The organism is Streptomyces sp. NPDC047525 (genome assembly GCF_040643025.1).
Lineage (GTDB): Bacteria > Actinomycetota > Actinomycetes > Streptomycetales > Streptomycetaceae > Streptomyces > Streptomyces durmitorensis.
The window spans coordinates 70,299-91,821 of sequence record NZ_JBEYTL010000012.1 but is presented as its reverse complement, the minus strand read 5'-3'; the positions used below and the strand labels follow the sequence as shown (position 1 = coordinate 91,821).

Annotated in this window: 18 protein-coding genes; 9 read left to right on the top strand and 9 right to left on the bottom strand. The window is 70.5% G+C overall.

Features of this window, described 5'->3' with window-relative positions; all coding sequences use genetic code 11:
* Positions 1–46 precede the first annotated feature (46 nt).
* The 4 genes from ABZ833_RS30800 to ssd are packed head-to-tail and all read right to left on the bottom strand — an operon-like array spanning position 47 to position 4,006.
* Positions 47–829, bottom strand: a complete 783-nt coding sequence (locus ABZ833_RS30800; protein ID WP_361053221.1) for a type II secretion system F family protein — start codon at positions 827–829, stop codon at positions 47–49.
* Positions 826–1,695 (bottom strand): type II secretion system F family protein, encoded by an 870-nt coding sequence (locus ABZ833_RS30795; RefSeq protein ID WP_361053218.1) that lies wholly within the window; start codon positions 1,693–1,695, stop codon positions 826–828. Before ABZ833_RS30795 ends, ABZ833_RS30800 begins: the two co-directional genes overlap by 4 nt.
* Positions 1,692–2,867, bottom strand: coding sequence for a TadA family conjugal transfer-associated ATPase (locus tag ABZ833_RS30790; RefSeq protein WP_361053215.1), 1,176 nt, complete (start codon positions 2,865–2,867; stop codon positions 1,692–1,694). The genes ABZ833_RS30795 and ABZ833_RS30790 overlap by 4 nt, the downstream gene beginning before the upstream one ends.
* A complete protein-coding gene (gene ssd, locus ABZ833_RS30785; RefSeq protein ID WP_361053212.1) occupies positions 2,864–4,006 on the bottom strand; it encodes a septum site-determining protein Ssd in 1,143 nt (380 codons plus the stop codon). Before ssd ends, ABZ833_RS30790 begins: the two co-directional genes overlap by 4 nt.
* A gap of 520 nt (positions 4,007–4,526) precedes the next feature.
* Here ssd and ABZ833_RS30780 point away from each other — a divergent pair.
* Entirely contained in the window at positions 4,527–5,366 is an 840-nt protein-coding gene (locus ABZ833_RS30780) for an HAD-IB family hydrolase (RefSeq protein ID WP_361053209.1), read from the top strand.
* A 364-nt stretch (positions 5,367–5,730) separates the two neighbouring features.
* On the opposite strand, the gene ABZ833_RS30775 is transcribed toward ABZ833_RS30780, so the two are convergent.
* Entirely contained in the window at positions 5,731–6,546 is an 816-nt protein-coding gene (locus ABZ833_RS30775) for an oxidoreductase (protein ID WP_361053207.1), read from the bottom strand.
* Positions 6,547–6,647: 101 nt separating this feature from the next.
* On the opposite strand from ABZ833_RS30775, the gene ABZ833_RS30770 reads away from it, so the two are divergent.
* Positions 6,648–7,628, top strand: coding sequence for an ATP-binding protein (locus ABZ833_RS30770; RefSeq protein WP_361053204.1), 981 nt, complete (start codon positions 6,648–6,650; stop codon positions 7,626–7,628).
* Here the strand turns inward: ABZ833_RS30770 and ABZ833_RS30765 are convergent.
* Positions 7,618–8,898, bottom strand: a complete 1,281-nt coding sequence (locus ABZ833_RS30765) for a hypothetical protein (RefSeq protein WP_361053201.1) — start codon at positions 8,896–8,898, stop codon at positions 7,618–7,620. The two genes, ABZ833_RS30770 and ABZ833_RS30765, sit on opposite strands and share 11 nt — an antisense overlap.
* A 346-nt stretch (positions 8,899–9,244) precedes the next feature.
* Here ABZ833_RS30765 and ABZ833_RS30760 point away from each other — a divergent pair, with 346 nt between their 5' ends.
* The 6 genes from ABZ833_RS30760 to ABZ833_RS30735 all read left to right on the top strand — a co-directional run bounded on the left by ABZ833_RS30760 (position 9,245) and on the right by ABZ833_RS30735 (position 17,152).
* Positions 9,245–11,608, top strand: a complete 2,364-nt coding sequence (locus tag ABZ833_RS30760) for a SulP family inorganic anion transporter (RefSeq protein WP_361053198.1) — start codon at positions 9,245–9,247, stop codon at positions 11,606–11,608.
* A 49-nt stretch (positions 11,609–11,657) separates the two neighbouring features.
* Entirely contained in the window at positions 11,658–13,661 is a 2,004-nt protein-coding gene (gene acs / locus ABZ833_RS30755; RefSeq protein WP_249588678.1) for an acetate--CoA ligase, read from the top strand.
* 213 nt (positions 13,662–13,874) lie between these two features.
* Positions 13,875–15,275: a Na+/H+ antiporter NhaA gene (gene nhaA, locus ABZ833_RS30750; protein WP_361053194.1), complete on the top strand. Its 1,401-nt coding sequence runs from the start codon at positions 13,875–13,877 to the stop codon at positions 15,273–15,275.
* Between the two features lie 98 nt (positions 15,276–15,373).
* The gene (locus ABZ833_RS30745; protein WP_249588680.1) at positions 15,374–15,880 is read left to right on the top strand and encodes a phage holin family protein; all 507 of its coding nucleotides are present in this window, start codon (positions 15,374–15,376) and stop codon (positions 15,878–15,880) included.
* Entirely contained in the window at positions 15,877–16,824 is a 948-nt protein-coding gene (locus tag ABZ833_RS30740) for an alpha/beta hydrolase (protein WP_361053190.1), read from the top strand. The genes ABZ833_RS30745 and ABZ833_RS30740 overlap by 4 nt, the downstream gene beginning before the upstream one ends.
* A 139-nt stretch (positions 16,825–16,963) precedes the next feature.
* Positions 16,964–17,152: a hypothetical protein gene (locus tag ABZ833_RS30735; protein WP_249588682.1), complete on the top strand. Its 189-nt coding sequence runs from the start codon at positions 16,964–16,966 to the stop codon at positions 17,150–17,152.
* A 27-nt stretch (positions 17,153–17,179) separates the two neighbouring features.
* Here ABZ833_RS30735 and ABZ833_RS30730 read toward each other — a convergent pair whose 3' ends face one another.
* The 3 genes from ABZ833_RS30730 to nth all read right to left on the bottom strand — a co-directional run bounded on the left by ABZ833_RS30730 (position 17,180) and on the right by nth (position 20,343).
* Positions 17,180–18,382 carry a MarP family serine protease gene (locus tag ABZ833_RS30730; RefSeq protein WP_361053187.1) on the bottom strand — a complete coding sequence of 401 codons (1,203 nt, stop codon included), beginning with the start codon at positions 18,380–18,382 and terminating at the stop codon, positions 17,180–17,182.
* 49 nt (positions 18,383–18,431) lie between these two features.
* Positions 18,432–19,118: a CoA pyrophosphatase gene (locus ABZ833_RS30725; RefSeq protein ID WP_361053505.1), complete on the bottom strand. Its 687-nt coding sequence runs from the start codon at positions 19,116–19,118 to the stop codon at positions 18,432–18,434.
* A 250-nt stretch (positions 19,119–19,368) separates the two neighbouring features.
* Entirely contained in the window at positions 19,369–20,343 is a 975-nt protein-coding gene (gene nth / locus ABZ833_RS30720) for an endonuclease III (RefSeq protein WP_361053184.1), read from the bottom strand.
* A gap of 311 nt (positions 20,344–20,654) precedes the next feature.
* Between nth and ABZ833_RS30715 the strand changes: the two genes are divergently transcribed.
* On the top strand, positions 20,655–21,329 hold the full coding sequence (locus tag ABZ833_RS30715; RefSeq protein ID WP_016642758.1) for a Crp/Fnr family transcriptional regulator: 675 nt from the start codon (positions 20,655–20,657) through the stop codon (positions 21,327–21,329).
* The last annotated feature ends 194 nt before the right edge of the window (positions 21,330–21,523 follow it).

Here is a 21,523-nt window from a genome sequence, read left to right as displayed (position 1 = left end):
GGGCTCAGTCATCAAGCTCAGTCATCGAGCTCAGCCATCGACCCGCTCAGATGCCGCTCAACAACCCACCCGCCAGGCCGATGACCACAGGCAGCACCCCCACCGCGATGAACGCGGGCAAGAAGCACAGCCCCACCGGCACTGTCATCAGCACGCCGGCCCTGCGCGCCGCCGCCGTCGCCGCACGGCTCCGTTCCGCGCGGCACTCCGCGGCGAGACGTGCCACCGGTTCCGCCGCCGGAGCCCCCGACTCCCCCGCCCGCTCCAGCAGGCGGGCCAGCGCCCCCGCGCCCGGTATCGCACCCAACCTCCGCCACGCGTCGGCTGGTTCACCCCCGAGCCGCACCTCCGCGGCCCCCTGCGCGAGCCGCTCCCCGACCGGCCCCTTCAGCGCGTCACCGACAGCCTGAGCGGCCACGACAGGACCCGCGCCCGCAGCGACACACGCCGCCAACAGATCGGCTGCCAAAGGCAGTTGCCGAGCCGCCTCCGCGGTGTCGAACTCCGCGACGCGGACGTCACGCCCACGCCACCAGCGCCACACCCCGTACCCGGCCCCCAGCCCCACCAGGAACCCCGGAACACCGCCCACCAGAACCCACCCGGCACTCACGGCCCCGGCCACCGCAGGCCACCCCGACCCCATGCCCCGCCACCGCAACCACCGCCTCGACACACCACCCGGCGGCTGCTCCACCATCCCCAGCACGCTCCCCGAGCGCCCCCGCACCGCACGCTCCCGCCGCGCCGCAAGGACCGCGGACACCAGCCACAGCACGGCCGCCACACCCCACACGGCCACCCCCAGCTCGTGGACAACGACACTCATCGCTCCTCCACCCCCCGCACGATCCGCAGCGCCCACCACACGCCGACGCCCTCCAACACCCCGCCCACCGCCAGACATCCGAGCCCCGCACCCGTATGCAGCAACACCCGCAACGGCGCCGCACCGAGCGCGCTCCCCATGAGCAGCCCGAGGACCGGCAGACCCGCGAGCATCACCGCCGTCGACCGCGCACCCGCCAACTGGGCCCGCAGATCGCCGCGTTGGTCCCGCTCCACCCGCAGCGCGCCCTCCAGCCGCTCGAGCCCCGCCGCGAGCCCGGCACCGCGATCCACCGCCACCCGCCAGCACGCCGCGAGCCCCAGCAGCCCTTGCGCCCCCGGCTCCCGCGCCGCGTCCTCAAGCGCCCCCGGCACATCCCCGCCGAACCGCGCCGCCGCAAGGACCCCGGCCCGCGCCTCCCCGAGCCCGGCCCCGGCATCAGCAAGCCCGAGGCCGCCACCAGCCGCAGCCCTCAACGCCTCCCCCGGCTGCCGTCCCGCCCGCACCTCCCCCGCGAGCGCCCCGCACAAGGCGATCACCGCGGCGGCCCGTCGCTCCCCGTCGAGCCGCGCGTCCCTGGCCCGCCGCACGCGCCGTATCAGCGGCACCCCTGCCGCCCCCAGGACCAGCGGCACGATCGAGTCCCCGAGCAGCGCGACCACCGCCCCGCCTGCCAGAGCCCACCACTCGTGCCGCACCCGACCGGTGGCGCGGGCCATCGCCCGCCGCCACGCCGCATCCCCCGGCCCGGCCTCGCCGCCGCCCGCGAGCACCGCCCGCGCCCGCCGCAGCCCGCGGTCCCGACCGACCGTCAACCAAGCCGCGCTCCCTGCGCACACAGCCGCCGCCACCCCCGCCGCACTCATCCGCCACCACCCCAACCGCCGCCTGCCAGAAGCGAGTCGAGCCGCTCCCAACCCCGCTCCCGGACGAACTCCCTCTCGCCCCACCGCAGCGCCGGCACCGTCACCACAAGGCCGGTCGGATCGCGCTCCAGGACGTGCACCTCGGCGATCCGCCGCCGCCCCGTCCGGTCCCGTGCGAGATGGATCACCACCGACAGCGCGGCCGCCAACTGGCTGTGCAGTGCCGCCCGGTCGAGACCGGCCGCCGTCCCCAGCGCCTCCAGGCGGGCCGGCACGTCCCCCGCGGCGTTCGCATGGACCGTGCCGCAACCTCCCTCATGGCCTGTGTTCAGAGCGGCCAGCAGATGGACCACCTCGGCGCCCCGCACCTCGCCGACGACCAGCCGGTCGGGACGCATCCGCAGCGCCTGCCGCACCAAGTCGTCCAGGCCGACACGGCCTGCTCCTTCCTGGTTCGCGGGTCTGGCCTCGAGTCGCACCACGTGAGAGTGATCGGGGCGCAGCTCCGCCGAGTCCTCGGCGAGCACGATCCGCTCCCCCGGCCCGACGAGGCCGAGGAGCGCGCTCAGCAGCGTCGTCTTGCCCGAGCCCGTCCCGCCACTGATCAAGTACGAGAGCCTGGCGTCGAGCAGGGCCCGCAGCACCCGGTCCCCGCCCGGCGGCACCGTCCCCGCCGCGGTCAGTTCCGCGAGGGTGAAGGCCCGGGGGCGTACGACACGCAAGGAGAGGCAGGTCGAGCCGACGGCGACCGGGGGCAGCACCGCGTGGAGGCGGGTCCCGTCCGGGAGCCGGGCGTCCACCCAGGGCCTGGCGTCGTCGAGCCTGCGTCCGGCCACGGCCGCGAGCCGCTGTGCGAGCCGCCGCACCGCCGCCGCGTCCTTGAAGGACACCCCGGTCAGCTCCAGGCCCCCGCCTCGGTCCACCCACACCCGGTCGGGCGCCGAGACCAGCACATCGGTCACCGAGTCGTCCGCGAGCAGTGCCTCCAGAGGGCCCGCGCCCACCAGCTCCGAGCGCAGCTGTGCCGCCGCACCCAGGACTTCCGCGTCGCCGAGCACCCTGCCCTGGGCCCGCAACGCCTCGGCCACACGGGCCGGGGTCGGTTCCGTTCCGCTCTCCGCGAGCCACTGGCGTACCCCGTCCAGCATCTTGGCTCCGACGACGGCGCTCATGAGCCGCCTCCCGTGGCATCGACCGGAACGCGCTCCCAGAAGGCCGTGCAGAACCGGGCGAGCGGCCCCCGCGCGGCGCCGCCCGGCGGCATCCCCGCCGCCATCGCGGCCGGCAGACCCGCCTCCCGTGGCAGCTCACCGACGAGCGGCAGCCCGAGCAGTCGCGCGACCTCCTCCGCGTCGAAGCCGCCTAGGCCGTCGAGTCCGCCGACCCCGGTGCGGCCGGTACCGCCGCTGCCGACCACCACCCGCAGATCCCGCAGCACCATGCCCACCGCCGACGCGACCCGCCGGGCCCCCGCCACCGCGCGCAGCTCCGCAGGCACCACCAGGAGCCCGAGATCCACCTGGGCCAGCGCCTCGGCCACTCCTTCGTCCACGCGGCGCGGCAGATCCACGACCACCACCCCGCCCCGCCTGCGGGCGGCGGCGAGCACCGCCCGCATGGCCTCGGGCGGGATGACCACCGCATCGCCCCGGTCCCAGCTCAGGACCCGCAGGGCATGCAGCTCGGGCAGCGACTCCTCCAGCGCGCCGCCACCGACCCGGCCCCTGGACTGGGCGAAGGCGGGCCAGCGGAGCCCGTCGGCCGCCTCGCCTCCGAGCAGCACGTCGAGCCCGCCGCCCAGCGGGTCGGCGTCCACCAGCATCGTGCGCCGTCCCGCGCGGGCCGCCGTGACGGCAAGCGCGCACGCGAGCGTCGAGGCACCGGCCCCGCCACTCCCGCCGATCACTCCCACCGTGAGCGCGGGCCGCCCCACGCCCTCGGCGACATCGGCGATGCGGTCCACCAGCCATCGCTCGCCGTCGGGCAGGACCAGCACGTGATCGGCACCGATCTCCACCGCGCGCTGCCAGACCCCGGAGTCGTCCTGATCCCGCCCGACCAGCACGACCCCGCGCCTGCGCCCGGCTCCCCGCACCCGGTCCACCGCGTCGTCGCCGACAAGGACGAGCGGCGCCGCGTCCCAGCCGCCCCTGCCCTCCGGCACCCCGTGCCGCACCTCGGGCCGCGCCCCCGCGGCGGCGCACAGCCGCAGCAGATCGTCCAGCAGGTCCACATCTTCCGTGACGATCAGCGGTCCGCCCTGCCGTCCGTCGGACGACGCCGGCCCGTCACGCGTAATCACTCGAGCCACGATCCCCAGTCCCCTCTCACTGCAAGCCCGTTGAATGCCGCGTTCCACATGAGCGATGAGCCGGCCAAAGCAATCCGGCCATGAACTTCGCGTGCGGAACAAGCGGAATCAGCGTGCAGCGGTCCTGGATAACGTGTGGATCTTGGTCAATAACTGTGGACAAGGCGGGGGCTGTGAATATCCCCTTCACCCATACCAGTGACATCTCGAAGACTTCCGCAGAGCAGCCTGACGACTACGCACAGTCACGGATCTTGGGCATGCGAAAAGATCGCCGAAACGGCCGCCACGAGGCGCCAGGCGATCGAATGAGGGTCGGAAGAGGCCCGGAAAACCCATCCGGACATGCGACGACCCCCGCCGGGGGGGAGAGCGGGGGTCGTCCCCACGGTCCGACTCGGGGGGGGAGGAGCCAGACCGGGTTAGCACGGTCGCGAACGATCCGTGACTTCCATGGTGTACCCGAGAGCCTTCTCAGGCAAACCCACGCGCCTCACCTTACGCCGAATGGTGGGCGCCTATGCTCGGGCTCGTGGAAAACCACTCCTTGCCTCGCACAGCTGCCTTCTTTGACCTGGACAAGACGGTCATTGCGAAGTCGAGCACTCTCACGTTCAGCAAGTCGTTCTACCAAGGCGGCCTGATCAACCGCAGAGCGGTACTGCGAACTGCATATGCACAGTTCGTCTTCCTCGCGGGCGGAGCCGATCACGACCAGATGGAGCGGATGCGCGAGTACCTGTCCGCGCTCTGCCGCGGATGGAACGTGCAGCAGGTCAAGGAAATCGTCGCCGAGACGCTGCACGACCTGATCGACCCGATCATCTACGACGAGGCCGCGTCCCTCATCGAGGAGCACCACACCGCGGGACGGGACGTCGTCATCGTCTCCACGTCGGGCGCCGAGGTCGTCGAGCCGATCGGTGAACTCCTGGGCGCGGACCGGGTGGTGGCGACCCGGATGGTGGTCGGCGACGACGGCTGCTTCACCGGAGAGGTGGAGTACTACGCGTACGGCCCCACCAAGGCGACCGCGATCAAGGAGCTCGCGGAGTCCGAGGGGTACGACCTCGACCGCTGTTACGCCTACAGCGACTCGGCGACCGATCTCCCCATGCTCGAGTCCGTGGGGCATCCGCACGCGGTCAACCCCGATCGCGCGCTGCGCCGCGAGGCTCTCGCGCGCGGGTGGCCGATTCTCGACTTCCACCGGCCGGTCCCGCTCAAGGAACGGCGCCAGAAGCCGTCCCGGCCCGCACTTGTCGCGGTGGCGGCGGTGAGTGCCGCGGCGGCCACTGCGGGGCTCGTGTGGTTCGTGAGTCGTCGCCGGACCTCGCGCGCCCGATTCGCCCTTGTTTGAACCTAAAAGTAAAGAAGTAGTGCCAGCACTTCCGCTTACTCCAGGACAGGAGTACAAAGGAGTCAACGGCCCGCGAGACCAAGGACATCCGAGAGGATTACCTTTAAACGCAACCAAGGCCCCACGGACCGATGCATGAACACCGAGCACCCACGCGACGTCGACCCGTCGATTACGGGCCAGCCGCACCAGGTGACGGGCTAAGTTCCCGACCTGATGGGCAACCTTCGAGGACGCTTGGTAACACGGTGAACATGCCAGCGGCGGTACGAGTTCTCGTACCGCCGCAACCCTGTTCAGGGCCCCCATCGACGCCCCGCAGACGCCGAGCGAGCGCCGGGCGCCTCACGCCGCGCCGAGCGCCTCAGGCCGCGCCGCGCTGCATGGCCTCGCAGACCGCCGTCGACTCCCTGACCCCCAGTTCGACCGCGCGCCCGCAGTGGGCGATCCAGGCGGCCATCCCTTCGGGCGTCCCGGACGCGTAGCCGTCGAGCGCCCCCACGTACGCCGCCCGCCCCTGCTCCGCGTGCCCCGCCTCGGCCGGGCAGACCGACTTCGGGTCGAGCCCGCTGCCCACCAGGACGATGCGCTCGGCGGCCCGCGCGACCAGGCCGTTGTGCGAGCCGAAGGGGCGCAGGCTGAGCAGCTCGCCGTGGACCACGGCGGCCGTCACGAGGGCCGGTGCGGAACCGCCCGCGATGATCAGCCGCGAGAGGCCCTCCAGGCGGCCCGCCACCTCGTCGGAGTCCGGCACGTCCAGCTCGACCAGCGGCTCGTCGACCGGTTCGCCCGCCAGGCGCGGCCGCCCCGCCGCCTCGTCGTTCTCCGCGGCGGCGACCAGGTGGAGGCGTGCGAGGACCCTGAGCGGCGACTGCCGCCAGATGGACAGGAGTTGGCCTGCCTCCGCGGTCAGCCGCAGGGCCGCGCCGACCGTGCGGGCCTCGTCGTCGCCGCTGAAGTCGCTGCGGCGGCGCACCTCTTCGAGTGCCCATTCGGCACCGGAGAGCGCGGCCGAGCCGCGCGCCCCGCGCAGCGCCGCCTCGGAGGTGATCTCGTTGCTGCGGCGCCTCATGATCCGGTGGCCGTAGACCCGGTCCACGGCCTTGCGCACGGAGTCCACGGAGTCGGCCACGCCGGGCAGTGCGCCCAGGGCCGCGAGCGGATCGGCTGTCGTACTCATGAGTACGACCCTACGCACCCCCGGCGCTCCCCCCACGAAGGAGTGGTCTTCTTCACGCCGCATCGATACGGCAGGTGATCGTACGGCTACTCTTGGTGAACATGAAGATCGCTTTCGTAGGGAAGGGCGGCAGCGGCAAGACCACGCTGTCCTCGCTCTTCATCCGACACCTCGCCGCCACCGGAGCACCGGTCCTCGCGGTGGACGCCGACATCAACCAGCACCTGGGCCCCGCGCTCGGCCTCGACGAGGCGGTCGCCGCCGAACTGCCCGCCATGGGCGCGCGCCTGCCCCTCATCAAGGACTACCTGCGGGGATCCAATCCGCGGATCTCCTCCGCCGACACGATGATCAAGACGACGCCGCCCGGGGAGGGTTCGCGGATCCTGCGGGTGCGCGAGGACAACCCCGTGTACGACGCGTGCGCGCGGCCGGTGGAACTCGACGACGCAGCCGTGCGTTTGATGGTCACAGGGCCGTTCACCGAAGCCGACCTCGGCGTCGCCTGCTACCACTCCAAGACGGGGGCGGTGGAGCTGCTCCTGAACCACCTGGTCGACGGGCGCGACGAGTACGCGGTCGTCGACATGACCGCCGGTTCGGACTCCTTCGCGTCCGGCATGTTCACGCGCTTCGACATGACGTTCCTGGTGGCCGAGCCGACCCGGAAGGGGGTCTCCGTCTATCGCCAGTACAAGGAATACGCACGGGACTTCGACATCGACCTCAAGGTCGTCGGCAACAAGGTGCAGGGACAGGACGACATCGACTTCCTGCGCGAGCAGGTGGGCGACGACCTCCTGGTGACGGTCGGGCACTCGGACTGGGTGCGCGCCATGGAGAAGGGCCGCCCGCCCCGGTTCGAGCTCCTGGAGGACGACAACCGCCGCTCCCTGCAAGCACTTCAGGACGCCGTCGACACCGCGTACGAGCGCAGGGACTGGGACCGCTACACCCGCCAGATGGTCCACTTCCACCTGAAGAACGCGCAGAGCTGGGGCAACGAACGGACGGGTGCCGACCTGGCTGCCCAGGTCGACCCCGACTTCGTGCTCGGTGAGCGGACCGTCGCTACGGCTTGACCGCCGGGGCGCCCGGGACGCCCTTCGGGGCCGGTGCGGGCTGGGCGGAGAGGTAGGACGCCCAGCCCTCCTTCGGGGCCTTGCCGAGCGGGAGCTTGGTCAGGCGCTCCACGGTCTGCGGGTCCTGGGCGTCGAGCCAGTCGGCGAGTTGCCTGAAGGAGACGCACCGCACGTCGCGCTTGGTGCAGACCGACTCGATCGTCTCCTCGATGGCGCGCATGTACGTGCCGCCGTTCCAGGACTCGAAGTGGTTGCCGATGATCAGCGGCGCGCGGTTGCCCTTGTAGGCGCGGTCGAAGCCCTGGAGCAGGCCGTCGCGCATCTGGTCGCCCCAGTACTCGTGCTTGCTCGGGTCGCCCTGCGACGTCGTGCCCGACTGGTTCACCATGAAGTTGTAGTCCATGGTGAGCGTCTCGAACTTGCGGCCGGGGACCGGGACAAGCTGCATCGACAGGTCCCAGAGGCCTTCCTTCTTCTTGGGCCAGACCTGGTTGTTGACGCCACTGGTGTCATAGCGGAAGCCCAGTTCGCGGGCCGCCCGCATAAAGTTCTTCTGGCCTTCGAGGCAGGGCGTGCGGGCGCCGATGAGTTCCTTGTCGTAGTCGAAGGGCAGTGGCTGCGCCTTCTTCATGCCCGTGTTCGTCTTCCAGGCCTTCACGAAGGACTTGGCCTGGTTGATCTCGCTCTTCCAGTCGGCGACCGACCACTCGCCCACGCCGCGGCCCGCGCCGCAGAAGTGGCCGTTGAAGTGGGTGCCGACCTCGTTGCCCTCGAGCCAGGCGCCGCGGAGCTGCTCCACGGTGTCCTTGATTCCCTTGCGGTCGTTGAAGCCGATGTCCGAGCTGCCGGCCAGGTGCTGCGGCGGGTCGTAGAGCTTCCGCTTGGCCTCGGGGAGCATGTACACGCCGCTGAGGAAGTACGTCATCGTGGCGTTGTTCCGCTTGGCCACCTTGCGGAAGTGCGAGAACAGCTTCTGGCTGTCCTCGCCGGCACCGTCCCAGGAGAAGACCACGAACTGGGGCGGCTTCTGGCCGGGTCTCAGTCGCTCGGGCTTGGGCAGGTGCGGCTGTCGGCCGGTGAAGGCGGTGGAGCCGTCACCGATCATGCGGACCGCGCTCTTGGGCGCCGGTGCGGGGGACGCCTTCTTGGCGCCGTGCGCGCCTTCCTTGGCGCCGGTGTCGCCGTTCGAGCAACCGGCCAGTACTGCGACGGATGCCACGAGGGCGGTGATGCCCGCGGCGATCCGCTGGATCCTCTGGGTGGCGGCCATCTTCCGCCCACCTGCTTCCTTCTAGTCGGCTTCGAGTCGGGATACCGGTGGCATTACGGCGCAATTGCCCGGAAATGACCGCCGGCGCCGCCAACGTCGCACGGAGGCATGTGTAAGAAGTTCCGACAAGCCGACGAATAGCTTTATTCACCCTTCGGGGTGATCTAGTGCCCCATTTGCCCCGCTTGTCTATCCGAGACCTTTACTCTCCATTACGATTCGTTTACCGAGAGTTGAGATATCCCGCCGCTGCAACGCCGTGACCCACGGCCGCGACCCGCCCTCCGGAGACCTCCGGAGGACCCCTTGTCCCGCGACCGCGCTGCCCCGGAGGAGACGGGAAACCATGTCTGCCTGCGTCCCCACCCATGCCACCGACTCGGCCCACGCCTCACGCGACCACGAGCCCCACGCGCCGCCGCCGGGCAAGTTCCACAAGTTCCGTAAGTTCCGCATCGCCGGCGCCGACGTCTCCGCTTCGATCGCCGTCTTCCTGATCGCCCTGCCGCTGTCCCTCGGCATCGCGCTCGCCACCGGGGCACCGCTCCAGGCGGGCCTCGTCGCCGCCGCCGTCGGCGGCCTGGTCGCCGGATGGCTCGGCGGTTCGCCGCTGCAGGTCAGCGGCCCCGCCGCAGGGCTCACGGTCGTCACCGCCGACCTCATCCATCAGTACGGCTGGCGGACCACCTGCGCCATCACCGTCCTCGCCGGAATCGCCCAACTCGGCCTCGGCTGCCTGCGCGTGGCCCGCTCGGCGCTCGCCGTCAGCCCCGCCGTCGTGCACGGCATGCTGGCCGGCATCGGCGTCACCATCGCCGTCGCCCAGCTGCACATCGTGCTCGGCGGCACCCCGCAGAGCTCCGTGCTCGACAACCTCCGCGCGCTGCCCGCCCAGTTGGCCGACGCGCAGCCGTCCGCGCTGTCGATCAGCGCGCTGACCCTTGCGGTGCTGCTGCTCTGGCCACGGATCCCCGGCCGCATGGGCAAAGCCCTCCGCGTCGTGCCCGCGCCGCTCGTCTCCGTGGCCGCCGCGACGGCTGTCGCCGTGTTCGCCGGGCTGAGCGTGGCCAAGGTCGACCTGCCGTCATGGAGCAGTCACGCGCTGGCGGGTCTGCCCGAAGGGCCCGTGCTCGGGCTCATCGCCGCCGTCCTCACGACCACGCTCGTCTGCAGCGTGCAGTCACTGCTCGGCGCCGTCGCCGTGGACAAGCTCGTCTCCGGGCGGCGCGACGTGCTCTCCGGCGGCGGCCGCTCCGACCTCAACCGCGAACTGCTCGGCCAGGGCGCCGCCAACGCCGTCTCCGGAGTGCTCGGCGGGCTCCCCGTCGCCGGGGTCGCGGTGCGCAGCGTGGCCAACGTACGGGCCGGTGCCGTCAGCCGGAACTCCACGATGCTGCACGGCGTTTGGGTAGTAGTGGCCGCCCTGCTGATGGTCCCGCTGCTGGAGCTGATCCCGCTCGCCGCACTCGCCGCCCTCGTGATGGCGGTCGGCATCCAGATGGTGAGCCTGAACCACATCCGCACCATCACCCGGCACCGCGAGATCCTCGTGTACACCACGACGACGCTCGGCGTGGTCTTCCTCGGCGTGCTCGAAGGCGTGGCCATCGGTGTCGCCGTCGCCGTGGCCGTCGCCCTGCACCGCCTCGCCCGCACCCGCATCACGCACATCGAGGAGGACGGGATCCACCACGTCCGTGTGCGCGGCCAGTTGACCTTCCTCGCCGTGCCGCGCCTCAGCAGGGCGCTGCACCTCGCCCCCCAGGGGGCCGCCATCATCGTCGAGTTGGACGGATCTTTCATGGATCACGCGGCGTACGAAGCGCTGCAGTGCTGGCAGGACGCCCACACCGCGCAGGGCGGCACCGTCGAGGTGACCGGACGCGCGGGGACGCGGATCGCCGAGCCCGCGAGCGCATCACACTCGTGCTGCAGGCCCTGGACGGCCTGGCGCAACCACCACTGCGACCGCCCGCAGGAGACCCCGCAGGGCGAGGAGCGGCCCAGCGGGTATCAACTGGCAAGCGGAATCAGCGCGTTCCAGCGCAACACGGCGCCCCATGTGCGGGGCGAGCTCGCCCGGCTCGCGCGTGAGGGGCAGCAGCCCTCGCAGCTCTTCCTGACCTGCGCCGACTCCCGGCTCGTCACCTCGATGATCACGTCGAGCGGCCCCGGCGACCTCTTCGTCGTACGCAATGTCGGCAATCTGGTCCCGCTGCCGGGCGCCGAGAGCGGGGACGACTCGGTGGCCGCCGCGATCGAGTACGCGGTGGACGTACTGCAGGTGCGGTCCATCACCGTGTGCGGGCACTCCGGGTGCGGGGCGATGCAGGCCCTGCTCAACACCCCGCCCGGAGGCGCCCAGACGCCCTTGAAGCGGTGGCTGCGGCACGGGACGCCGAGCCTGGAGCGGATGGCCGCGCACAAGAAGGAAGGATGGGCGCGGCTCGCCGGGCGGGCACCGGCCGACGCGGTCGAGCAGCTCTGCCTGACGAACGTGGTCCAGCAGCTGGAGCACCTGCGCGGGCACGAGTCCGTGGCGCGGCGGATGGCCGAGGGCTCCCTCGAACTGCATGGCATGTACTTCCATGTCGGCGAGGCACAGTCCTATCTCCTGACCGAGAGTCAGGACGACGTATTCGACCAGGTGACACCGTCACCGCACGAAGGATCACCGCGTGAGGAGCCCCCCACCCGAGTAAAGGTCTAAACCAATTTTCGGCAGGCTCTTGTCACCAGGGGTATACGTCTGATGAGCTGTGGCTTTGGACACAACGGACACCCTGGGAATGGGAGATGTCGTGAGCAACGAAAGCCTGGCCAACCTTCTTAAAGAAGAGCGAAGGTTCGCGCCGCCGGCCGACCTGGCGGCCAACGCCAATGTCACCGCGGAGGCGTATGAACAGGCCAAGGCTGACCGGCTCGGCTTCTGGGCCGAGCAGGCCCGCCGGCTGACCTGGGCCACCGAGCCGACCGAGACACTGGACTGGTCGAACCCGCCGTTCGCCAAGTGGTTCGCCGACGGGAAGCTCAACGTCGCGTACAACTGCGTGGACCGTCATGTGGAGGCCGGGAACGGCGACCGCGTGGCGATCCACTTCGAGGGTGAGCCCGGCGACAGCCGGGCCATCACCTACGCCGAGCTGAAGGACGAGGTCAGCCGGGCCGCCAACGCGCTGACCGAGCTCGGGGTCCAGCAGGGCGACCGCGTCGCCGTCTATCTGCCGATGATCCCCGAGGCCGTCATCTCGATGCTGGCCTGCGCCCGCATCGGCGCCGCGCACTCCGTGGTCTTCGGCGGCTTCTCCGCCGACGCCATCGCCAAGCGCGTGGCGGACGCCGACGCCAAGGTCGTCATCACCTCCGACGGCGGCTACCGCAGGGGCAAGCCCGCCGCCCTGAAGCCCGCCGTCGACGACGCCGTCTCCCGCGAGGGCAGCTCCGTCGAGCACGTCCTGGTGGTGCGCCGCACCGGTCAGGACGTGGCGTGGACCGAGGGCCGCGACGTGTGGTGGCACGAGCTCACCGAGCGCCAGTCGGCCGAGCACACCCCTGAGGCGTTCGACGCGGAGAACCCGCTGTTCATCCTCTACACGTCGGGCACGACGGGTAAGCCCAAGGGCATCCTGCACACCTCCGGCGGCTATCTCACCCAGGCCGCCTACACCCACCACGCCGTCTTCGACCTCAAGCCGGAGACCGACGTCTACTGGTGCACGGCCGACATCGGCTGGGTCACCGGGCACTCGTACATCACGTACGGTCCGCTGGCCAACGGCGCGACGCAGGTCATGTACGAGGGCACGCCCGACACCCCGCACCAGGGGCGCTTCTGGGAGATCGTCCAGAAGTACGGCGTCACCATCCTCTACACCGCGCCGACCGCGATCCGCACGTTCATGAAGTGGGGCGACGACATCCCCGCGAAGTTCGACCTCTCCAGCCTGCGGGTCCTCGGCTCGGTCGGTGAGCCGATCAACCCCGAGGCCTGGATGTGGTACCGCAAGAACATCGGCGCCGACACGTGCCCCATCGTGGACACCTGGTGGCAGACCGAGACCGGCGCGATGATGATCTCCCCGCTGCCGGGCGTGACCGAGACCAAGCCGGGCAGCGCCCAGCGCGCCCTGCCGGGCATCTCCGCGACCGTCGTCGACGACGAGGCCCGCGAAGTGCCGGACGGCGGTGGCGGCTACCTCGTCCTGACCGAGCCGTGGCCCTCCATGCTGCGCACCATCTGGGGCGACGACCAGCGCTTCCTGGACACCTACTGGTCTCGTTTCGAGGGCAAGTACTTCGCCGGTGACGGCGCCAAGAAGGACGACGACGGCGACATCTGGCTGCTCGGCCGCGTGGACGACGTGATGCTCGTGTCCGGGCACAACATCTCCACCACCGAGGTCGAGTCCGCGCTCGTCTCGCACCCCTCGGTCGCCGAGGCGGCCGTCGTGGGCGCCGCCGACGAGACCACCGGACAGGCCATCGTCGCGTTCGTGATCCTGCGCGGCACCGCCAACGCCGACGACGAAGGCCTCGTCGCCGACCTGCGCAACCACGTCGGCACCACCCTCGGCCCGATCGCCAAGCCCAAGCGGATCCTGCCGGTCGCCGAGCTGCCCAAGACCCGCTCCGGGAAGATCATGCGCCGCCTGCTCCGGGACGTCGCCGAGAACCGCGAGCTGGGTGACGTCACCACGCTCACGGACTCCTCCGTGATGGACCTCATCCAGACCAAGCTCCCCGCCGCACCCAGCGAGGACTAGTCAGACCCGAGCCACAGAGGGGCATCCGGCACCGCGCCGGGTGCCCCTCTTGCGCATAAAGTGACGATCGCCGGATAGGTCCGGTCGCATGTTAGGTACGCTAAGGAACGCGTCAACATCGCGACAAGAGCAACGCGACAAGAAGAACTAGGTGCGCCGGGAAGTCTGGTCGGCAAGTGTTTTGTCCTGCCTACCGACCGGAGGTCGACCCCCGTGGCCGCGCCCGCACCCAGCAACAACAACCGCAAGGTCCTCGGACGACTCTCGCTGCCCGAGCGGAACTTCGTCGCGAACGCGCTGCGCACCGAGACCGTCGGCGGTGTCCTGCTCCTCGTCGCCGCCGTCACCGCACTGATCTGGGCGAACACCGCAGGCGGGTCGTACGCGTCGGTGAGCGGCTTCCACCTGGGACCCGGCGCCCTCGGCCTCGACCTCTCCCTCCAGCACTGGGCGGCCGACGGACTGCTCGCCGTCTTCTTCTTCGTCGCCGGCATCGAACTCAAGCGTGAGCTCGTCGCGGGCGATCTGCGCGACCCCAAGGCCGCCGCCCTGCCCGTCGTCGCCGCGCTCTGCGGCATGGCCGTACCCGCTCTCGTGTACGTCCTGGTCAACACCGTCGGCGGCGGCTCCATGGACGGCTGGGCGGTGCCGACCGCCACGGACATCGCCTTCGCGCTCGCCGTCCTCGCGGTCATCGGCACCTCGCTGCCGTCCGCGCTGCGCGCCTTCCTGCTCACCCTCGCCGTCGTCGACGACCTCTTCGCGATCCTGATCATCGCGGTCTTCTTCACCAGCGACCTCAACTTCGCGGCCCTCGGCGGCGCGGTCCTCGGCCTCGCCGTCTTCTGGCTGCTGCTCCGCAAGGGCGTACGCGGCTGGTACGTCTACGTTCCGCTGGCCCTGGTCATCTGGGGGCTGATGTACAACAGCGGCATCCACTCCACCATCGCCGGTGTCGCGATGGGCCTGATGCTGCGCTGCAGCCGCCGCGAGGACGAGGAGCACTCGCCGGGCGAGCACATCGAGCACCTGGTCCGGCCCCTCTCCGCTGGTCTCGCGGTGCCGCTGTTCGCGCTGTTCAGCGCCGGTGTCGTGGTGTCGGGCGGCGCGCTGGGGGACGTATTCAGCAAGCCGGAGACCCTCGGTGTGGTGCTCGGTCTCGTGGTCGGCAAGGCGGTCGGCATCTTCGGCGGCACCTGGCTCGCGGCGCGGTTCACCAAGGCCGAGCTCAACGACGAGCTCGCCTGGCCCGACGTGTTCGCGGTCGCCTCCCTTGCCGGCATCGGCTTCACCGTCTCGCTCCTGATCGGCGAACTCGCCTTCACCGAGGACCCGCTGCTCACGGACGAGATCAAGGCAGCCGTCCTGATGGGGTCTCTCATCGCGGCCGTGCTCTCCGGGATCCTGCTCAAGGTGCGCAACGCCCGCTACCGCGCGCTGTACGACGCCGAGGAGCGCGACGACGACCTCGACGGCATCCCCGATGTGTACGAACAGGACAAGCCGGAGTACCACCTGCGGATGGCCGCGATCTATGAGAAGAAGGCGGCCGAACACCGCAGGCTTGCCGAAGTGTCGGCCGGGGCACGCGCCGATGACGACGGTCCGGCATGATCTGAGCAGAGTTGACTGCGCAGACTGAGCTGGGCGGTCGTATCTGAACAGACGTATGTGAGCACGCTTACGCAGACTTACGGAGAAGGGGAGAAGCGATGAGCACACCCGACGGGCCCGTCGGCACCGAACGCAGCCTCGGCCAGCTGGTCTCCACGGCCACCAGCGAGATGTCCGCGCTGGTGCACGACGAGATCGCGCTGGCCAAGGCCCAGCTGCGGCAGGACGTCAAGCGGGGTGCGGTCGGCGGTGGCGCGTTCGCCGCGGCGGGGGCGGTGCTGCTCTTCTCGCTGCCGATGCTGAGCTTCGCCCTGGCATACGGCATCCGCACCTGGAGCGGCTGGAACATGGCGATCTGCTTCGTGCTCTCCTTCGCGGCGAACGTGCTGGTCGCCGGGGTGCTCGCGCTGATCGGCGTCGTCTTCGCGAAGAAGGCCAAGAAGGGCAAGGGGCCGCAGAAGGCCGCCGCTTCGGCCAAGCAGACGGCTGCCGTACTCCAGAACGTCAAGCCGCACCCGCGTTCGATGAGCCCCGCGGCTTCGACGGGTGCCACCCTCGACCGTGTCAGTGACAAGGCTGCGGCTGTGGCACGCTCGTCTTCATGACGGACCCTGCCACGCCCGCCCCCCATCCGGCCCAACCGACGTCACTCGTACGCATCGAAGGACCGTGGACCCACCGGGACGTCGCCGCCAACGGCGCCCGCTTCCACATCGCCGAGATGGGCGACGGGCCGCTGGTGCTGCTCCTGCACGGTTTCCCGCAGTTCTGGTGGACCTGGCGGCATCAGATGGTGGCCCTGGCCGACGCGGGCTTCCGTGCGGTCGCGATGGACCTGCGGGGCGTGGGGGGCAGCGACCGCACGCCGCGGGGTTACGACCCGGCGAACCTCGCGCTCGACATCACGGGCGTCGTCAGGTCGCTCGGTGAGCCGGACGCCGCGCTCGTCGGGCACGACCTCGGCGGGTACCTCGCGTGGACGGCGGCCGTGATGCGCCCCAAGCTGGTGCGCCGCCTCGCCGTCTCCTCGATGCCGCATCCGCGGCGCTGGCGCTCGGCGATGCTGTCGGACCGCAAGCAGACCGCCGCCGGTTCGTACGTGTGGGGCTTCCAGCGGCCATGGCTGCCGGAGCGTCAACTCGTCGCGGACGACGCGGCTCTGGTGGGGCGTCTGGTGCGGGACTGGTCGGGGCCGCGGCTTCCGGACGACGAGTCGGTGGAGACCTACCGCCGTGCGATGACGATCCCGTCGACGGCGCACTGCTCGATCGAGCCCTACCGCTGGATGGTGCGGTCGATGGCCCGCCCGGACGGCATCCAGTTCAACCGGCGCATGAAGCGCCCTGTGCGGGTTCCCACGCTGCATCTGCACGGCTCCCTGGACCCGGTGATGCGCACGCGCAGCGCGGCCGGCTCGGGCGAGTACGTCGAAGCGCCTTACCGCTGGCGGCTGTTCGACGGTCTCGGGCACTTCCCGCAGGAGGAGGACCCTGTCGCTTTCTCCACCGAGCTGGTGAACTGGCTGAAGGATCCCGAGCCGGACCGGTAGGCCGCGCGGTGCCCTGAACGGTCTCCGAACCGAGGTCATGCGAACGCTTGTTCTTCGAACGGCCAATTGCCTCCCGCATAGGCCAATTGGGGCCCGTGGGCGCGATTACCGACCTTGGGGCACGGGCACACGTCGGGGTATGGGCTGGACGCACGACTACAGTGACGCAGCACGCAACCGCCGCTCGGCCACAGCGCTGAACAGCCGTGAGAGGGGCGCTCCGCACGATCCGGGCCATGAGGGCCCCGCTCAAGGCATCGGCATTCCCCACATCCTGCGCCGCAGGGCCCGCTGGGTCTCGGCGCGGCTGAGGCATACGCGCGACTGATCCGCCTGCTCCCCCGACTGCGCCCGGCTACAGCGCGCAGCCCTGGCTGTCGACCTCTTGGTTGGCGCTGCGGCCTGCCTCGATGTCCTTGCGGACCTCGTCGGCGGTGAGTGCGTAGCCGGTGTCCGGGTCGTCCAGTGACTTCGCGAAGACCACGCCGTAGACCTTGCCGTCGGGCGTGAGCAGCGGGCCGCCGGAGTTGCCCTGACGGACGGTCGCGTAGAGCGAGTACACATCGCGGCGCACGGTGCCGCGGTGATAGATGTCCGGGCCGTTGGCCGTGATGCGACCGCGCACGCGCGCGGGGCGGACGTCGTACGGACCGTTCTCCGGGAAGCCGGCGACGATCGCGTTGTCACCGCTGACCGCGTCCTTCGACGTGAACTGCAGCGCGGGCGCCTGGAGGGTCGGCACGTCGAGTACGGCGATGTCGCGCTCCCAGTCGTAGAGCACGACCTTGGCGTCGTACGTCCGGCCGTCTCCGCCTATCTGGACCGTCGGCTCGTCCACGCCACCGACCACGTGCGCGTTCGTCATCACGCGGCGGTCGTCGAAGACGAAGCCCGTGCCCTCAAGGACCTTGCCGCAGCCGCGGGCCTCGCCCTGCACCTTCACGATGGAGCGCCTGGCCTTCGTGGCGACCTCGCTCTTGGCGAGCTTGGGGTCGGGGGCCTGCACCTCGGTGATGGGCTCGTTCGAGAACGGGCTGAAGACCTGCGGGAAGCCGTTGCGCGCGAGGACCGACGAGAAGTCCGCGAACCACGTGTCGGCCTGATTGGGCAGCGTGCGCGAGACGCCGAGCAGGATCTTGGAGTTGCGTACTTCCTTGCCGACCGTCGGCAGCGTCGTACCCGCGAGGGCGGAGCCGATCAGCCAGGCGACGAGCAGCATCGCCAGTACGTTGACCAGGGCGCCGCCCGTGGCGTCCAGGGCGCGGGCGGGCTGCCAAGTGATGTACCGGCGCAGCTTGTTGCCCAAGTGCGTGGTGAAGGCCTGGCCGATGGAGGCACACACGATCACGATGACCACGGCGACGACGGCGGCCGTCGTGCTCACCGCTCCCTCGTCGTCCGTGAGGGCGCCCCAGATGACGGGCAGCAGGTACACCGCGACGAGTCCGCCGCCCAGGAAACCGATCACCGACAGGATGCCGACGACGAATCCCTGGCGGTAACCGACGACCGCGAACCACACGGCGGCGACCACCAACAGGATGTCCAGCACGTTCACCGATTCAATCCTCGCCTCGCATCGCGGTCGCCACGTCCCCGCAACCTTGTCATGCGCGCCAGTCGAGCGGCACCTGCTTGGTGCGGTCCCAGGGGCGCTCCCAGCCTGCGAAGTGCAGGATTCTGTCGATCACTCCGGCCGTAAAACCCCAGACCAGAGCGGATTCGACGAGGAAGGCCGGGCCTTGGTGGCCGCTCGGATGAACCGTCGTCGCGCGGTTGTCGGGATCCGTGAGATCAGACACGGGGACGGTGAAGACACGGGCGGTCTCGGCCGGATCGACGACGCCGACGGGGGTGGGCGAGCGCCACCAGCCGAGCACCGGGGTCACCACGAAGTCGCTCACCGGGATGAAGAGCTTGGGCAGCACGCCGAAGAGCTGGACGCCCCGGGGGTCGAGCCCGGTCTCCTCCTCGGCCTCGCGCAGGGCGGCGCGCAGCGGACCGTCGTCAAGCGGGTCGCCGTCCTCGGGGTCGAGGGAGCCGCCGGGGAAGGAGGGCTGGCCCGCGTGCGAGCGCAGGCTGCCCGAACGCTCCATCAGGAGCAGCTCGGGGCCGCGGTCGCCCTCTCCGAAGAGGATCAGCACGGCGGACTGGCGCCCTGCGCCGCTCTCCGGGGGCAGGAAGCGGCTGAGCTGGGTCGGCCGGACGGTCTCGGCGGCGCGGGCGACGGGGTCCAGCCAGGCGGGGAGGTCCTCGGTGCTGAGGCGCGCGTGTCCGTTCGGGCTGCCCGTCAGGTGCGCGCCCGGACTGCCCGTCAGATGGCCGCCGGGGCTGCCTGAGGCGTGGCTGCCCGACGCGTGGCCGCCGAGGCTGCCTGCGTGGCCGGGGCCCTGGCCGGGTGCCCGGCCGGTCCCTTGGAAGCCGTTCCCATCGCTCATGTGCGTATCGCTCGTGTCGGTTGTCTCGCTCGTGTCGCTCGCGTGCGTCATCGGCACCCCCGTCCAACTGTGGACAACGCCTGTGGACCCTCGGTTGGTTCCTCGCTCATGCCGCGCCCAGCGGGGGCGCCGCCTTTCCCGGATAGTCCGGCGGGGGCTTGAGGCGCTGGCCGGGCAGGCCGCCCATCTCGTACTTCAGGAGCTTCTTCGCCTTCTCCGGGTCGGTCTCGCCCTCTCCGTACGACGGGCAGAGGCCGGCGATCGGGCAGGCGCCGCAGGCGGGCTTGCGGGAGTGGCAGATCCGGCGGCCGTGGAAGATCACGCGGTGCGAGAGCATCGTCCACTCGCTCTTCGGGAAGAGGTCGGCGATGGCGGCCTCGACCTTCACCGGGTCGGTCTCCTCGGTCCACTTCCAGCGCCGGACGAGCCGCCCGAAGTGGGTGTCCACGGTGATCCCGGGGACACCGAAGGCGTTCCCGAGCACGACGAACGCGGTCTTGCGTCCTACGCCGGGCAGCTTGACCAGGTCTTCTATGCGGCCGGGGACCTCGCCGCCGTGGTTGTCCCGCAGGGCTGCGGCGAGCCCCATGATCGACTTCGTCTTCGCCCGGAAGAACCCGGTCGGCCGGATCAACTCCTCGACCTCTTCGGGGTTGGCGGCGGCCAGGTCCTCCGGGGTCGGGTACGCGGCGAAGAGGCGCGGGGTCGTCTGGTTCACCCGCAGGTCGGTGGTCTGCGCGGAGAGGACCGTGGCGACGAGCAGCTCGAAGGGGTTCTCGAAGTCCAGCTCGGGGTGGGCGTACGAGTACACCTCCGCGAGCTCGCGGTTGATGCGGCGGGCCCGCCGGACGAGGGAGGCGTGGGACTCGGGCTTGGCGTTGGCCTTGGCCTTGGCCGGGGCGGTGGCTTTTTTGGCCGGGGCGGCCTGCTTCACCGCGGTGGCCTTCTTGGTCGCGGCTGTGGCTTTTTTGGCCGGGGCCGTCTTCTTTGCTGCGGTTTTCTTCGCTGTGGTGGCCTTCTTGACCGGGGTGGGTTTCGCCGCGCCCGCGGTGGCCTGATTCTTCTCCGAAGGCTTGCTCACCGGTGGCACCCTTGTCCCTTTTGTCGCATTCTCTGGTTCAGTGGAAGCGTGTTCGCCCACAGCGGAATCCGGGCGGCCTGTAACCTTCCCAGTCCCCATGGCCTGTGCTCTCACCGGCTTTTTGGACACTCGGCCAGCCTAGAGCCCGACACTGACATCCGCCCTGGACCCTATGGATCGGCCCCCAATTGGCCCCCTCCCGCACAGCATGCGACGCCAGTGCGGCAGACTTGTGACTGATCACACTGTTTGGACGGTCCGGCAAAATGGGGACCACGGTCCCCTGATGCAGGTCGACAAGGAGAGAACTCGTGGACGACGTTCTGCGGCGCGCCCCGCTCTTCGCGGCGCTCGATGACGAACAGGCCGCGGAGCTCCGCGCCTCCATGAGTGAGGTGACGCTCGCGCGCGGGGATGCGCTTTTCCATGAGGGCGACCCCGGAGACCGCCTTTATGTGGTCACCGAGGGCAAGGTGAAGCTTCACCGCACCTCACCCGACGGCCGCGAGAACATGCTCGCGGTGCTCGGCCCCGGCGAGCTCATCGGTGAGCTCTCGCTGTTCGACCCGGGTCCGCGTACGGCAACCGCCTCCGCGCTCACCGAGGTCAAGCTGCTCGGCCTCGGCCACGGCGACCTTCAGCCGTGGCTGAACGCACGGCCCGAGGTGGCCGCGGCTCTGCTGCGTGCCGTTGCCCGGCGCCTGCGCAAGACCAACGACCAGATGTCCGATCTGGTCTTCTCCGACGTGCCCGGGCGTGTGGCCCGCGCCCTTCTGGACCTGTCGCGCCGCTTCGGCGTGCAGTCCGAAGAGGGCATCCACGTCGTGCACGACCTCACGCAGGAAGAGCTGGCCCAGCTGGTCGGCGCCTCCCGCGAGACGGTCAACAAGGCACTGGCGGACTTCGCCGGGCGCGGGTGGCTTCGGCTTGAGGCTCGCGCGGTGATTTTGCTGGACGTGGAGCGGTTGGCGAAGCGGTCACGCTGACTCGCTGACGCTGTTTCGTACGCGGATGGGTCCCGCCTCTTTTTGAGGCGGGACCCATCCGTGCTTCCGCACAGGCTTTTCCCGCCCACCCACCCGATTGCCCCGCGGTGGGGGGGGTGGGTTGCCGTGGGTGGGCGGGGTCGGGATCGGGGCGTGGGTGGGTTGCCGCCTCGGTGGGTGGGCGGGGTCGGGAT

Coding starts and splice junctions, on each gene's coding strand:
- ABZ833_RS30790 (WP_361053215.1), bottom strand. CDS start 2,867: ATGAGCGCCGTCGTCGGAGCCAAGATGCTGGACGGGGTACGCCAGTGG.
- ABZ833_RS30760 (WP_361053198.1), top strand. CDS start 9,245: ATGTCTGCCTGCGTCCCCACCCATGCCACCGACTCGGCCCACGCCTCA.
- ABZ833_RS30740 (WP_361053190.1), top strand. CDS start 15,877: ATGACGGACCCTGCCACGCCCGCCCCCCATCCGGCCCAACCGACGTCA.
- ABZ833_RS30800 (WP_361053221.1), bottom strand. CDS start 829: ATGAGTGTCGTTGTCCACGAGCTGGGGGTGGCCGTGTGGGGTGTGGCG.
- ABZ833_RS30775 (WP_361053207.1), bottom strand. CDS start 6,546: ATGAGTACGACAGCCGATCCGCTCGCGGCCCTGGGCGCACTGCCCGGC.
- ABZ833_RS30780 (WP_361053209.1), top strand. CDS start 4,527: ATGCTCGGGCTCGTGGAAAACCACTCCTTGCCTCGCACAGCTGCCTTC.
- ABZ833_RS30770 (WP_361053204.1), top strand. CDS start 6,648: ATGAAGATCGCTTTCGTAGGGAAGGGCGGCAGCGGCAAGACCACGCTG.
- ABZ833_RS30765 (WP_361053201.1), bottom strand. CDS start 8,898: ATGGCCGCCACCCAGAGGATCCAGCGGATCGCCGCGGGCATCACCGCC.
- ABZ833_RS30745 (WP_249588680.1), top strand. CDS start 15,374: ATGAGCACACCCGACGGGCCCGTCGGCACCGAACGCAGCCTCGGCCAG.
- ABZ833_RS30795 (WP_361053218.1), bottom strand. CDS start 1,695: ATGAGTGCGGCGGGGGTGGCGGCGGCTGTGTGCGCAGGGAGCGCGGCT.
- ABZ833_RS30735 (WP_249588682.1), top strand. CDS start 16,964: ATGGGCTGGACGCACGACTACAGTGACGCAGCACGCAACCGCCGCTCG.